This is a genomic window from Janthinobacterium sp. 78 (assembly GCF_003096775.1).
GTDB lineage: Bacteria > Pseudomonadota > Gammaproteobacteria > Burkholderiales > Burkholderiaceae_D > Janthinobacterium > Janthinobacterium tructae.
Genome location: NZ_QENT01000001.1, coordinates 3650684 through 3663202 on the forward strand (window position 1 = coordinate 3650684; position 12519 = coordinate 3663202).

14 protein-coding genes are annotated in these 12519 nt (G+C 64.5%); 7 read left to right on the forward strand and 7 right to left on the reverse strand.

Going from position 1 to position 12519, the window contains the following annotated elements; all coding sequences use genetic code 11:
- Nucleotides 1-25: 25 nt before the first annotated feature.
- The 4 genes from C8C92_RS16080 to C8C92_RS16095 all read right to left on the reverse strand — a co-directional run bounded on the left by C8C92_RS16080 (nucleotide 26) and on the right by C8C92_RS16095 (nucleotide 2573).
- A complete protein-coding gene (locus tag C8C92_RS16080) occupies nucleotides 26-322 on the reverse strand; it encodes a pentapeptide MXKDX repeat protein (RefSeq protein ID WP_180287925.1) in 297 nt (98 codons plus the stop codon).
- A 90-nt stretch (nucleotides 323-412) separates the two neighbouring features.
- The gene (locus C8C92_RS16085) at nucleotides 413-1183 is read right to left on the reverse strand and encodes a molybdopterin-dependent oxidoreductase (protein ID WP_116744564.1); all 771 of its coding nucleotides are present in this window, start codon (nucleotides 1181-1183) and stop codon (nucleotides 413-415) included.
- Between the two features lie 11 nt (nucleotides 1184-1194).
- A complete protein-coding gene (locus tag C8C92_RS16090; protein WP_116744565.1) occupies nucleotides 1195-1791 on the reverse strand; it encodes a cytochrome b/b6 domain-containing protein in 597 nt (198 codons plus the stop codon).
- Complete coding sequence (locus C8C92_RS16095; protein WP_116744566.1) at nucleotides 1791-2573, reverse strand: DUF1223 domain-containing protein; 783 nt, start codon at nucleotides 2571-2573, stop codon at nucleotides 1791-1793. Before C8C92_RS16095 ends, C8C92_RS16090 begins: the two co-directional genes overlap by 1 nt.
- 145 nt (nucleotides 2574-2718) lie before the next feature.
- Between C8C92_RS16095 and C8C92_RS16100 the strand changes: the two genes are divergently transcribed.
- The 6 genes from C8C92_RS16100 (at nucleotide 2719) to C8C92_RS16125 (ending at nucleotide 8231) form a co-directional block, all read left to right on the forward strand.
- A complete protein-coding gene (locus C8C92_RS16100; RefSeq protein WP_116744567.1) occupies nucleotides 2719-3309 on the forward strand; it encodes a sigma-70 family RNA polymerase sigma factor in 591 nt (196 codons plus the stop codon).
- Nucleotides 3306-3953, forward strand: a complete 648-nt coding sequence (locus tag C8C92_RS16105; RefSeq protein WP_116744568.1) for a DUF1109 domain-containing protein — start codon at nucleotides 3306-3308, stop codon at nucleotides 3951-3953. Before C8C92_RS16100 ends, C8C92_RS16105 begins: the two co-directional genes overlap by 4 nt.
- Nucleotides 3954-4072: 119 nt before the next feature.
- Nucleotides 4073-5572, forward strand: coding sequence for a DUF4331 domain-containing protein (locus C8C92_RS16110; RefSeq protein ID WP_116744569.1), 1500 nt, complete (start codon nucleotides 4073-4075; stop codon nucleotides 5570-5572).
- A 13-nt stretch (nucleotides 5573-5585) separates the two neighbouring features.
- The gene (locus tag C8C92_RS16115; RefSeq protein WP_099763609.1) at nucleotides 5586-5831 is read left to right on the forward strand and encodes a hypothetical protein; all 246 of its coding nucleotides are present in this window, start codon (nucleotides 5586-5588) and stop codon (nucleotides 5829-5831) included.
- A gap of 70 nt (nucleotides 5832-5901) precedes the next feature.
- On the forward strand, nucleotides 5902-7113 hold the full coding sequence (locus C8C92_RS16120; RefSeq protein ID WP_116744570.1) for a hypothetical protein: 1212 nt from the start codon (nucleotides 5902-5904) through the stop codon (nucleotides 7111-7113).
- On the forward strand, nucleotides 7110-8231 hold the full coding sequence (locus C8C92_RS16125; RefSeq protein ID WP_099763607.1) for a HupE/UreJ family protein: 1122 nt from the start codon (nucleotides 7110-7112) through the stop codon (nucleotides 8229-8231). The genes C8C92_RS16120 and C8C92_RS16125 overlap by 4 nt, the downstream gene beginning before the upstream one ends.
- A gap of 12 nt (nucleotides 8232-8243) precedes the next feature.
- Here the strand turns inward: C8C92_RS16125 and C8C92_RS16130 are convergent, their stop codons facing one another.
- Nucleotides 8244-8789 (reverse strand): RNA 2'-phosphotransferase, encoded by a 546-nt coding sequence (locus C8C92_RS16130; RefSeq protein WP_116744571.1) that lies wholly within the window; start codon nucleotides 8787-8789, stop codon nucleotides 8244-8246.
- Nucleotides 8790-8806: 17 nt separating this feature from the next.
- The gene (locus tag C8C92_RS16135) at nucleotides 8807-10864 is read right to left on the reverse strand and encodes a TonB-dependent receptor (RefSeq protein WP_116744572.1); all 2058 of its coding nucleotides are present in this window, start codon (nucleotides 10862-10864) and stop codon (nucleotides 8807-8809) included.
- A 94-nt stretch (nucleotides 10865-10958) separates the two neighbouring features.
- Here C8C92_RS16135 and C8C92_RS16140 point away from each other — a divergent pair, with 94 nt between their 5' ends.
- Nucleotides 10959-12179, forward strand: coding sequence for a response regulator (locus C8C92_RS16140; protein ID WP_165829461.1), 1221 nt, complete (start codon nucleotides 10959-10961; stop codon nucleotides 12177-12179).
- Here the strand turns inward: C8C92_RS16140 and C8C92_RS16145 are convergent.
- Nucleotides 12158-12514, reverse strand: coding sequence for an immunity 22 family protein (locus C8C92_RS16145; RefSeq protein ID WP_116744574.1), 357 nt, complete (start codon nucleotides 12512-12514; stop codon nucleotides 12158-12160). The two genes, C8C92_RS16140 and C8C92_RS16145, sit on opposite strands and share 22 nt — an antisense overlap.
- Nucleotides 12515-12519 lie beyond the last annotated feature (5 nt).

Sequence of the window (12519 nt, forward strand, 5' to 3'; positions counted from 1 at the left end):
CACCACGCACCTATCTGTTCCCGCCTTACTTGCCCATCGCATCCTTCTTCATCTCGTCCTTTTTCATTTCATCCTTCTTCATGCCGTCTTTCGCCATGGCATCTTTTGCCATGCCATCCTTGGCCATGTGATCCTTTTTCATGTGTTTCTTGGCCATCGGCTTGTGCATGCCGTCCTTGTCCATCGCATCCTTGTGCATGGCGTCGGCCGTGGCAGGCTTGGCCATCGCGTCTTTCTTCATGGCGTCCTGGGCAAACGCGGCGCCCGACATGAGGATGGCGGAAGCGAGGATGGCGGTGAAGGTGGTGATCGTGGTTTTCATGATAAGTCCTTGTCTCTGGGTTAAATGGGCAAGTGCCCGGCACTGCAAAATACTGCTACTTGGGTTTGCTACGGGTGCTGCTAAAAGTGTTCAAGAACCGCCGAACCAGTTGTAGCCCTGATTCTCCCAATACCCTCCCGGATACGTATTCGTCACGAATATGGCCTGGATGTGCTTGGGATTCTTGTAGCCCAGTTTGGTCGGCATGCGCAATTTCATCGGATAGCCGTACTTGGGCGGCAATTCCTCGCCGTCATACGTCAAGGCCATGATGGTTTGCGGATGCAGGGCCGTGGCCATGTCGATGCTCGTGAAATAATCGTCGGCGCACTGGAAACCAATATATTTGGCCGTCGTGTCGGCGCCCACGCGCTTGAGGAAGTGGGAAAACGGCACGCCGCCCCACTTGCCGATGGCGCTCCAGCCTTCCACGCAAATGTGGCGCGTCACCTGCGTTTCCTGTGGCAGGGCGCGCAACTGCGGCAAGGTCCACGGCTTCTTGTCGGCGATCAAGCCACTCAATTCCAGGCGCCAGGCGTCACCATCGACCTCTTCCACCTCGTCCTCGCCGTAATACGCGTTGAAGGGAAACGGCCGCGTGATCATGGAATCGGGATAAGTCGGCGCCAGTTTATTCGGGTCAAACAGCCAGCCCTGCACCCGGTCATTCATGCGCGAGACGGCCGTGAGCGCCGTTTCAATGCTGGACGGGTCGCTGGCGTTGCAGCCCGTCAGCAGCGACAAGCCGCCCAGGGTCAGACTGCGCTGCAGGAACTGGCGGCGTGACGGCTGTTGGATCTGGCGCAGGGCGTCGGCCAGCATGGCCTGGCCCTGCGCCGGCACGATGATGGTTTTTTTCATGATGGTCTCCTTTAACGTCCGCGCAGCATGGCGACCAGGGTGCGCGGCACCAGCGCCACCATCAGCAAGTGCACGCCGACAAAGCCCGTCAGCAGCGCCATTGCGATGAAATGCACGCGGCGCGCGCTCTCGTAACCACCCATCAGCTCGCGCAAGATGGGGAACTGCACGGACTTCCACAGCACCAGGCCGGACAGCACCAGCACGATGCAATCAAACATGACGAACAAATAGGCTGCGCGCTGCACCATGTTGTAGCGGCGCGGGTCCGCATGGGCCAGCTTGCCCTTCAGCGCGGCAAGGAAATCGGCCAGCAGCAGGCGCGGCGAGAGGGGAAAGAACTGGCGCCGCAGCCGTCCCGAGACGATATTGATGATGAGATACAGCAAGCCATTCGCCACCAGCAACCACATGGCGGCAAAATGCCATTGCAGGGCGCCGCCGAGCCAGCCGCCCAGAGTCAGCGCGCGCGGCAGCTCGAAGGGGAAAAATGGCGCCGCGTTGTAGATGCGCCAGCCGCTGGTGACCAGCAGCACCACGGCCACGGCATTGAGCCAGTGCGTCAGGCGCAGCCAGGCGGGGTGGATCACGCTCGTGGGTCCGTTCATCACAACACTCCCTTCGCGCAGGATGCCGTGCTGACGGCTTGCAGGATGGCGCTGCTGTCGGCCCGCTGCACGAAGGCCACCACTTGCAGCTGCTCGGGGCGCCAACTGGCGGGCAACTTGACTTCGCGGCGCAGCCGGGCGCGGCCTTGCGCCAACGCAAGCGGCCCCAGCCACAGGCGCACGGCTGCATCGTGATGCAGGGTGGCACCGCGGTTTTCGCCGCGCAGCACGGTCGAGACGATGCCACTTTCGCTGATGGCCACATACAGCTGCCCGCCCGTGTGCCCGTCCGGCGCGCTGGCATCGGCTTCAATCACTAGTTTTCCGCCCTGCAGCGGCGTGGCGGACAGGCTGATGTTGACTGGCGCGGCGGTCGCGTTGATGCGGCGGATGGCGGCCGGCAGCTGCGTATCCCAGCTGCGCAATTCCATGCCGCCGACGAAAAACTGGGGCGTGTAAGCCACATGGCGCGGCTGGTGGCGCAGCAGCTCGGCCTGGCGGGCGTCGAATTGCGCCTGCGCCAGCGGGTCCGTCCAGCCGATCTGGTCCCAGTACGTGACGTGCAGGGCCAGCGGCACGATCAGGCTGGCCGCGCCCGCCTCCTTGCGCAAGGCGCTCAGGCGCTGGTCGGCGGGCGGGCAGCTGGAGCAGCCTTCGCTGCTATACAGTTCCACCAGCGCCGCCGTCTGCGGCCCGCTTTGCACGGCGCAGCGCTGGCCCGCTGCCACGCTCATGCTCAGGACGGGAAGTAGAAGTATTGCGAGGCGGTGCTTGATGTCCATGGTCTTTCACCGGTATATTAAATTAAGAAGCGTTGAATGAAGAAGCGTGCTTGCCTGTCAATTCGCCGCAGCATGCGGATTGGTTACAGCCACCTGCAAATAATTTGAGATTTATTTTTTTCAACGCCTGTCACCAAAGGCCTGCATGCAACGAATACCTGTAAGCGAACACCTGCATGGCACGGAATTGCGGCTGCACGGCTTGATGCTGCGTGGACTCGATGGCGATGCGACGGCGTATCGCAGTTTCTTGCAGGCAAGTAGTGCCCATTTGCGCGCGTTTTTCCGGCGCCGCCTGCAGCGCTGGCCGGACGAGGTGGAAGACCTGGTGCAGGAATGTTTGCTGGCCATCCACAACCAGCGCTTGACGTATGACACGGGCGTGCCGCTGACGTCGTGGATTCATGCGATCGCGCGCTACAAATTGATCGACTGGCTGCGCCGGCATGGGCGGCGCGAGGCGCAGCACCAGCCGTATGACGAAGAAGATAGCGCGCAGGAACTGTTTTCCAGCGCCGATGCCGAGGCGGCCGAAGCCAGCCGCGACCTAGGCAAGCTGCTGGCCACCTTGCCGGCGCAGCAGCGCGACGCCATCGTGCATACCAAGCTCGACGGCTGGTCCGTGCGCGACACGGCCACCGCCATGAGCATTTCGGAAGCCAGCGTCAAAGTAGCCGTGCATCGCGGCTTGAAGGCGCTGGCGGCCAATTTAAGGATAGAGGGAAACGCACCATGAAAACCGATGACTTGATCGCCATGCTGGCCAGCGGCCCCGACGTGGCCGCCGCAGCGCCACCCGGCACGCACTGGCGCGCCGCAGGCACTGTGGGCGCCGGCCTGCTGGCCAGCCTGGCGCTGATGGCCATGCTGCTGGGCGTGCGCCCCAACCTGGAGCAGCTGGCCCTGCTGCCCGACTTCTGGATCAAGGTGGGCTTTGTCGTCTGCCTGTGCCTGGCCGCCTGGCACGTCAGCCGCCGCCTGTGCGTGCCGGGCGCCAGCACACGCGCCCTGCCCCTGCTGATCGCCATGCCCCTGCTGTTGATGTGGGCGCTGGGCGCCATCATCCTGAACGAAGCGCCGCCGGAACAGCGCGCCGAACTGTTCTGGGGCGCCACCTGGCGCAGCTGCCCCTTGCTGATCGCCCTGCTCTCGCTGCCCCTCCTGGCCGCCGTGCTGCGCCTGATGCGCCAACTAGCGCCCACGCGCCTGCGCCTGGCGGGCGCCGCTGCCGGCTTTGCCGCCGGCGCCATGGCGGCGCTCGTGTATTGCCTGCATTGCCCCGAGCTGGCGGCCAGCTTCGTCGGTTTCTGGTACGTGCTGGGCATGCTGGTGCCGACCGCCATCGGCGCGGCCCTTGGCCCCAAAGTGCTGGCCTGGTAAGTCCCGGGCGGTCCTTGTCAAGGAACTGAATCCGTTTTCTCCCGCCGTGCGTATAAGTCAGGCAGCCTGCAGTTTCCTGGACTTGTCTGTCAACGCCAACAAAAATCGGGAGAATCAAAATGTCTTTGTCACACTCGAAAACCGCCCTGGGCGCGGCCCTCCTGGGCAACCTGCTCTTCACCTTGGCCATCGCGCCAGCGGCCTACGCTTCCAGTCACCGCGAAGCGCCGTTCATCACGCAAAACCCCAAAGTCGACGCCACCGACTTCTATCTGTTCCGCAGCTATGAAGCGGGCCGCGGCGCCTATACCACCCTGGTGGCCGACTATATTCCCCTGCAAGACGCCTACGGCGGACCCAACTACTTCGCCATGGACCCCAACGCCCTGTACGAAATTCATATCGACAACAATGGCGACGGCAAGGAAGACCTCACCTTCCAGTTCCGCTTTACCAACACCATCAAGGATGGACAGTTCACCGTGGGCGGCAAGAAAGTCTCGATTCCGCTGGTCATCAACGGCGGCGCCATCGATAGCGTCAACCCGGCTGGGCTGAACGTGCGCGAAACCTACAGCGTGACGCTGGTGCGGGGCGACCGCCGCAGCGGCACGCGCAGCAGCGTCACCAACGCCACGGGCGGCGGCACGACGTTCGACAAGCCCGTTGACTACATCGGCACCAAGTCCATCCCCAACTATGCCGCGTATGCCGCGCAGCACGTCTACACGGTCAACATCCCCGGCTGCGCCACGCCGGCGCGCCTGTTCGTCGGCCAGCGCAAGGACCCGTTCGTCGTGAACCTGGGCGAAACGTTCGACTTGATCAACATCAAGGCGCCCGCCACGGAATTTGCCGCGAATGCGGAGTCGGCTGCCAGGGACGACCTGGCGCGCAAAAACGTCACGGCCATCGAGATGGAAGTGCCGACCGCCTGCCTGACGGCGGGCAGCGACCCCGTCATCGGCGGCTGGACCACGGCCAGCCTGCGCCAGGGACGCCTGCTGAATCCGGCGCCGGGCACCAGCGCGGCATCGAAGGAAGGCGGCGCGTGGGTGCAAGTGTCGCGCCTGGGCATGCCGCTGGTAAATGAACTGGTCATCGGCTTGAAGGACAAGGACCGCTTCAACGCCAGCAAGCCGTCGGGCGATGCGCAATTTGCCGACTACGTCACCAACCCGACGGCGCCAGCGCTGGTGGAAGTGCTGTTCGGCTCGGCAGGCGCCAAGGCGCCCACCAACTTCCCCCGCAACGACCTGGTGGCCACCTTCTTGACGGGCATCAAGGGCGTGAACCAGCCAGTGACGGTCGTCGCCTCTGAAATGCTGCGCCTGAATACCTCGATCGTCCCCACCGCCGTGGGGTCGCAAAAGCGTCTGGGCGTGATCGATGGCGATAATGCGGGCTTCCCGAACGGCCGCCGCCCCGGCGACGACGTGGTCGACGTGGTGCTGCGCGTGGCCATGGGCAAGCTGTGCACCTTGAACATCGGCTGCGCCCCGGTCGACGCGCCCGCCGGCGCCCTGCATTTCACGGACGGCGCCTTCCTCGATGAAACCTTCTTCACGGCGGGTTTCCCTTACCTGAAAACCCCCGTGGCCGGTTCGCCACAGCTGTAACCAGGAGAACGCGATGAAAAAGCTCTATGCATGCAGCGCCCTGGCGCTCATGGCCTTGCTGGCCGGCTGCGGCGGCGGTAGCAGCCACGGCGACGATAACGGCAACGGCGGCACCACGCCGCCCCCCGTGGTCTTGCTCGACGCCTTCTTTGTGGCCGTCAGCAACGTCATTGTGACCAGCAGCGATGACAAGGATGGCGTGGCCATCGACGCCATCATGGCGACGTCTCCGGAAGACACGGAACCGGTGCCGCTGTAAGCCTCCGCAGGCGCCGGCAGTCTATCCCCGGCGCCCGCGCTGTTCCACTCCACCGTACACGGCGTCCACCATGAAAACACCGATTTCCCTGCTGTGGGCCTGCCTGCCCCTGCTGGCCCTGGCCGCGCCCTACACGCCGAAAGATGGCAGCGCCGTCATCGAACAGCTGCCGCGTCGCGCCGATGCCACGCAGAGTGAGCTGCGCGGCCTGCGCCAGCAATTGAATGCCACGCCACAAGACCTGGCCCTGGCGGCAAGCCTGGCGCAGCGCTACATCGCCCTGGCGCGCAGCGAAACGGACCCGCGCTACCTGGGCTATGCGCAAGCGGCGCTGGCGCCCTGGTGGCGGCAAACGGCACCGCCCTTGCCCGTGCGTTTGCTGCGCGCCACCATACTGCAAAGCACCCACCAGTTCGGCTTCGCCCTGCAGGATCTCGACGCCATCATCGCGCAGCAGCCGCAAAACGCCCAGGCCTGGCTGACGCGCGCCACCGTCCTGACCGTGCAGGGCGACTACAAACAAGCCACGGCGGCCTGCGCGCGCCTGTCGGCCTTGACAACGCAGCTGGTCACCGTCACCTGCCTTGCCAATATTGCCAGCGTCACGGGCCGCGCCGCCAGCAGCGAACGTTTGCTGGACCTGCCCCTGCGGCGCAGCGCCGGCACGGCGCCCGAACTCGATAGCTGGGCCCTGACCCTGCTGGCGGAAATGGCCACGCGGCGCGGAGAATTCGGGCTGGCCGAGGCGCGCTACCAGCAAGCGCTGGCGCAGCAGCCGCGCGACAGCTATCTGCTGGGCGCCTACGCGGACTTCCTGCTCGACCAGCAGCGCCCGCAGGACGTCGTCAAGTTATTGAAAGACCAGCAGCGCATCGACGCCCTACTGCTGCGTTACGCGCTGGCCCTGCAAGCGCTGCCCGGCCGGCAGGCAGCGTTCCTGGCTGCAAAAGCGGAACTGGCGGCCCGCTTCCACGCCGCCATGCAGCGTGGCGACACCGTGCACCAGCGCGAGCAAGCGCGTTTCGCCCTGTTCTTGCAACAGGATGCGCCCGCGGCCCTGCGACTGGCGCAGCAGAACTGGGCCATCCAGAAGGAAGTGCCCGACATGCGCATCGTGCTCGAAGCGGCCCTGGCCGCGCGCAATGACGGCGCAGCCCAGCCAGTGCTGGCCTGGATCGCGGCCAACGGCGTGGAGGACGTGGTCCTGCAGCGGCTCGTCAGGCAGCTGGGGCCGCAGGCTGGGCAGAAACTGAGTGCCGCAAAGAAAGCAGGTGTGCTGTGAAGCGCTGCCTGTTCATCCTGTTGCTGTGCGCCTGGCTGGCTCCCGCGCAAGCCCACAAGCCCAGCGACAGTTATCTGAGCCTGGCGGTGCACGACCGGCAGATCGAGGGACAATGGGATATCGCCCTGCGCGACCTCGATTTCGCCATCGGCCTCGACGGCAATGGCGACGGCGCGCTGACCTGGGATGAAATCCGCGCGCGCCACGCGGCCATCACCGCCTACGCGCTGCAGCGCCTGCAAGTCGCCAGCGACCAGGGCGTCTGCCCCTTGAAGGCCGTCGAACAGCTGATCGACAGCCACACGGACGGCGCCTACAACGTGCTGCGCTTTCGCGCCGACTGTCCCGGCGGCGGCGCGCCAGCCAGTGTGAGCATCGGCTACACCCTGTTCGCCGACCTCGACCCGCAGCACAAGGGCCTAGTAAAAATCAATAGCGGCGGCACCACGCAAACGGCCATCTTCGATCCGGACAGCCCCCGCCAGACGATTTCGCTGGCCGCGCCGGACCGCCTGGCGCAGTTCGGCGCCTACGTGAAGCACGGCATCTGGCATATCTGGATCGGCTACGACCATATTTTATTTCTGCTGTCCCTGCTGCTGCCGGCCGTGCTGCTGCCCGGCTTGCGCGAGCAGCAGCAGGGCTTGAAGGCGGCGTTTGTCGACGTGCTGAAAGTCGTCACGGCGTTCACACTCGCCCATTCCATCACCCTGAGCCTGGCCAGCCTGTCCGTGGTGTCCCTGCCCTCGCGCTGGGTGGAGTCCGCCATCGCCGCGTCCGTGATCCTGGCCGCGCTAAACAACCTGCTGCCCCTGTTCCGCGGCAAGCGCCCCGTGGCTGCCTTTGCCTTTGGCCTGATCCACGGTTTCGGTTTTGCCAGCGTGCTGCGCGACCTGGGCTTGCCGCAGGGTTCATTGCTGGCCAGCCTGCTGGGCTTCAACGTCGGCGTTGAAATCGGCCAGCTGGCCATCGTCGCCGCCTTTTTACCCGTCGCCTGGCTGCTGCGCAAGACCTGGCTGTACAGGCAAGTGCTGACCGTGGGGTCGCTGGCGATTGCCCTGGTGGCGTGCGTGTGGCTGGTCGAACGGCTAGCCGATATCAAGCTCATCAGCGCATGAGCGCATGCCGATTCAAGGGAAGCCGATAAATCCTTCTGGCACGGCCTGCGTCAACCACACGCCATTGTCGGACACATAAAAGATGTGGCCCTGTGCCTGCATGGCAGCCGCATCCACCGTCAGCACGACGGGCTTGCCATGGCGCGCCCCGACGGCCACGGCCGTTTCGTGGTTGGCAGACAGGTGCACATGGTTGCGCGATCCCGACAGCAAGCCGGCAACGCGGATCGCCTCGACAAAGCGGCTAGCCGTGCCGTGGTACAGCATGGCGGGCGGCGTGGCGGGCGGCAAGCCGATGTCGACAGTGGCCAACGAGTGCCCCTGGTTGGCGCGGATGCGCAAGCCGTCGTCGCTGATGGCGTAGCGGGTCTTGCTGTCGCGCGCCACCACGTCATCCAATTGTTCACGGGAAAGGCGGCGGCCATGCCGGGTCGCCTGTGCCAGCAGCTGGCCGATGTCGGCCCAGCCCTGGGCATCGAGTACGAGGCCGATTTTTTCTGGCGCGTGGCGCAGTATGAGGGAAAGAAATTTACTGGTATTTACTAGCTGATCTGTCATGCCGCAGTCTACCGTTATCAGAACGCATATGACAAGGTCAAGCGCGCGGAACGTGGCTCCACCGGATGGAAATGCCGGTCGCTCACCCCGTCCGCCGCCTCGCCGGGCAGGCGCGAGGCATAGTAGTAATCGATGTCGCTGGCGCGTTTATTCAACAAGTTGAACACGTCAAGCGACAGCCGCGTCCTGCGGTTGAGCTGGTACGCGAGACGCGCATACGCCAGGGTCGTCGAGGCGGAACGCACGCTATTGTCCTCGATCAAGGGACGGGGACCGAAATAGCGCAGCTGGAAGGCGCCCGACCACGGCCCCCGGTCCGTCACCGTCACGCCAAACGAAGCCACCTTGTCAATCGAGCCGGGAATGAAGTTGCCAGCCGGATCATTTTGCGTATAGCGCGAGCGCGAGGCGGCCAGGTCCAGGTCGAATTGCAGCCAGGGTGCGGCAATGTAATGGTTGTTCCACTCGATGCCATGGCGGCGGCTGGCGCGGCTGGGCTGCGTTTCGCCCGCGTCGCCGACGAACAGCAGTTCGGATGCAAGATCGAGGCGCCACAGGGCCAGCGAGCTTTGCAGGCCCGGCAGCCATTCCGTGCGCGCGCCCAGCTCCATGCCCTTGGTCGGCACCAGAGGCGTGACGGGAGCCGATGATGTGCCATCGGGCAAGCGCGTCTGCGTCGTACCCCGCGCATCGTTGCTATGGAATCCCTTGCCATAATTGACGAAAAACTCCGTCCTGCGCCACGGCCCGAGTATCAATGACAGCTTCGGCGACACCACATGGTCCTGGGCCACGCCGCTGTTGCCCTCCACGCTGCTGTCGACCTTGAAACGGTAGGCGTCATAGCGCAAGCCCGCCACGGAACGCAGCCACGGCAGCCATTGCACGGTGTTTTCGCCATACACGCCGATGCTGGCCTCGCGTACGCGGTCTTCGCGCACCGTGCTTTGCCGCACCCGCTCCACCGTGCTGTACAGGCCCACGGGCGACAGCCGGTCGACACGTGCCTGCACGCCAAGCTTGTTGCGCAGGGGCAGGCCGAACAACTGCGTGTTCCAGCTTTCGCTGGCGTTCACGCCCGCCACCGTGCGCCGCTCGCTTTGCTGGAACTGGTCGCCTGCTGCCGGCTTGGCCAGGAAATACGTGAAATCGCTGTTGAGTTCCAGCTGCGAGCGGATCAGGTATGCATCGAGCTCGAACAGGCGGTTTTGCGTACGCTGGCGCATGGCGTAGGACAGGCTGGTGCGCGACGTATCTCCGCCGTCGCTGGGCGCCAGCGAACCAAAACGGCCGATCTGGCCGGATTCCACGGCGCGCAGCGGTACCTGGTCGGTGGCGTTCCAGCTATTTTTGTACGCCATGGCCGTCACGCTGTAGCCATTGTCTGCCGTGCCCTGGCTGTAGCGCAGCACGCCGCTGTATTTACGCACGTTTTCCGGCACGTCCCAGGGACCGTTATTGCGGTTCACTTCCAGGCCATACAGCAAGGTACCTTGCCCCGCAGCAACCGAATCTGCCACGACGCCGCGCACATAGCCATGCTGACCAACGGACACGCTGGCCTGCCCTTGCGGCAATCTGTCAGCCAGGCGGATGCGCGCAGCACCGGCCGAGGCGAAATCGCCTTCGCTGGCGAAATACGGCCCCTTCTTGTAGTCGATGCGCTGCACCAGTTCGGGAATGAGGAAATTGAGGTCGGAATAGCCTTGCCCGTGCGCATGCGTGCGCATGTTGACGGGCATGCCGTCGACGTAAGTGGCGAAATCCGTGCCGTGGTCGAGGTTAAAGCCGCGCAAGAAATACTGGTTGGCCTTGCCGTCGCCGCTGTGCTGGGTGACGATCAGCCCCGGCACGAATTCCAGCAACTCGCCCGTGCGCAAGGCGGGCCGGTTGACGATCAGCTCGTTGGTGATGACGCCCTGGCTGGCCGCGTCCGAGGTGCCGACGGCATTGTCGTAGTGACCCGTCACGCGCACGGTGTGCGACTCATCAGTTGATGCTGCGGCCTGCGGCGTGGGCACGGACAGCAGCGCCAGCGCACAAGCTGCCAGCTGTTTGCGTTTTATCAATGGCATGGCGTCTCCCCTTTTTATGATGTCAGTACAGGCTCCTGCGGAATATATACGCGGCAGGCAGGCTGCCTGGATTCAGTTTTTTGAAGGAGCGAGCGTGGACCTGAACGACAGCAGCGGCAAGGCGAGCAAAACCGCCACGGCGGCCGTGCGCAAGCGCGACGTGCTGCCGTATATCCTGCTGTTCATCTTGCTGGCGGGCTTGCTGGCCGTGCTGGCGGGCGCCCTGCTGCCGCCGTACTACCACGCCGTGCCGGCGCTGCTGTGGAGCCTGGGCTTTTGCGTCAGCGGCATGCTGCTGGGCTTTTTGTTCGGCATCCCGCGCAGCCTGCCATCGGGCACCGTCAACGCCGCGCCGCCCGACGAGCGGGCCAATGGCAAGGGCCGCCCTCCGGACGAGCCACCGGCTGCGGGGGCCGATGCGGTGGCCAGCAATACCCTGTTTTTGGGCACGCCCACGCCCATGGAAATCAATTCCAACCTGGTGGAAGTGTCCGACTGGCTGACGAAAATCATCGTCGGCGTGGGTTTGATCGAGCTCAAAAGCCTGCCCGGCAGCGCGCGCAGCATGGCCGCCTTCATCGCGCCCAGCCTGGCCGTCGATGCGCCCACGGCCATGGCGGTGGTGGGCGGCATCATGCTGTTCTTTTCCGTGCATGGTTTCCTGATCGGCTACCTGCTCACGCGCATCTACCTGTCCATCATGATCAAGCGTGCCGACAGCCTCGTCAAAAATGAATCCGTGCGCCTGGAAAGCGGCAAGGAAATCGAAGTGACGGAACTGAGCCGTTTGCAGCAAAAGTCGCTCGACGACATGCAGGAAGCCGTCACGCAGCTGTTGCTGGCCCATCCGCCCGATGGTGGCGCCGCCGTCACGGCCCTGGCCGGCGTGCCGACGGCGCAAAAGCCGTCCAGCCTGGTGCTCTGGCTGGACGACCATCCGCGCAACAATACCTTGCTGGTGGAGCAACTGGAGCGGGAAAACATCAAGGTGGAGCAGGCCGTGTCGACCAGGCAGGCGCTGGCCATGCTGCAACAGAAGCACTATGCGCTGTTCATCACGGACATGGCCAGGGTGGAAAACGGCCGCAGGATCAAGGATGCGGGCGTGCGCACGGTACGCGAGGTGCGGCAGGTGCAGCCGGAGCTGCCCATCATCGTGTATTGCAGCAAAGATACGGTCGCCAGCTACGGCACGGAAGCGGAAACGGCCGGCGCCCGCTTCATCACCACCTCGGGCACCAGCCTGCTGGCGGCAATCAACAAGCTATTGCACGAGGCGCGCGGGGATGGCGCTCAGCCACCGGCGCAGGCATAGCTGCCCACGTAATGCAGCGAACTGCGCTGCGGGTGCGCCAGTTGATTTGGCGCAAACACGCACACGCTCGTATCGGCCAGCACGCTCTGCGCGTCGGCGCAGGCCTGCGCCAGCCAGCTGTCGCCATATGACACGCCGTCGAGCAACTGCGCCAGCGGCGCGGGCGACGCCAGCATGGCGCTCTCGATGCAGGCGGGCTCGTACTGCGTCAGGCCCGTTTCCAGGAAGAATGGCGACGCTACTTCATCGCCATCTTCCGTGTACGTGGGCGCCAGAAAGGCCTGCAACGCTTCCCGGCTGGCGAAGCGGCCGCTGCAGGTGAAGACGTGAACCATGGGCA

What these genes read in the sequence shown, in the direction of transcription:
- C8C92_RS16080 (WP_180287925.1), bottom strand. Translation starts at nt 322, where the DNA reads ATGAAAACCACGATCACCACCTTCACCGCCATCCTCGCTTCCGCCATC.
- C8C92_RS16085 (WP_116744564.1), bottom strand. Translation starts at nt 1,183, where the DNA reads ATGAAAAAAACCATCATCGTGCCGGCGCAGGGCCAGGCCATGCTGGCC.
- C8C92_RS16090 (WP_116744565.1), bottom strand. Translation starts at nt 1,791, where the DNA reads ATGAACGGACCCACGAGCGTGATCCACCCCGCCTGGCTGCGCCTGACG.
- C8C92_RS16095 (WP_116744566.1), bottom strand. Translation starts at nt 2,573, where the DNA reads ATGGACATCAAGCACCGCCTCGCAATACTTCTACTTCCCGTCCTGAGC.
- C8C92_RS16100 (WP_116744567.1), top strand. Translation starts at nt 2,719, where the DNA reads ATGCAACGAATACCTGTAAGCGAACACCTGCATGGCACGGAATTGCGG.
- C8C92_RS16105 (WP_116744568.1), top strand. Translation starts at nt 3,306, where the DNA reads ATGAAAACCGATGACTTGATCGCCATGCTGGCCAGCGGCCCCGACGTG.
- C8C92_RS16110 (WP_116744569.1), top strand. Translation starts at nt 4,073, where the DNA reads ATGTCTTTGTCACACTCGAAAACCGCCCTGGGCGCGGCCCTCCTGGGC.
- C8C92_RS16115 (WP_099763609.1), top strand. Translation starts at nt 5,586, where the DNA reads ATGAAAAAGCTCTATGCATGCAGCGCCCTGGCGCTCATGGCCTTGCTG.
- C8C92_RS16120 (WP_116744570.1), top strand. Translation starts at nt 5,902, where the DNA reads ATGAAAACACCGATTTCCCTGCTGTGGGCCTGCCTGCCCCTGCTGGCC.
- C8C92_RS16130 (WP_116744571.1), bottom strand. Translation starts at nt 8,789, where the DNA reads ATGACAGATCAGCTAGTAAATACCAGTAAATTTCTTTCCCTCATACTG.
- C8C92_RS16135 (WP_116744572.1), bottom strand. Translation starts at nt 10,864, where the DNA reads ATGCCATTGATAAAACGCAAACAGCTGGCAGCTTGTGCGCTGGCGCTG.
- C8C92_RS16145 (WP_116744574.1), bottom strand. Translation starts at nt 12,514, where the DNA reads ATGGTTCACGTCTTCACCTGCAGCGGCCGCTTCGCCAGCCGGGAAGCG.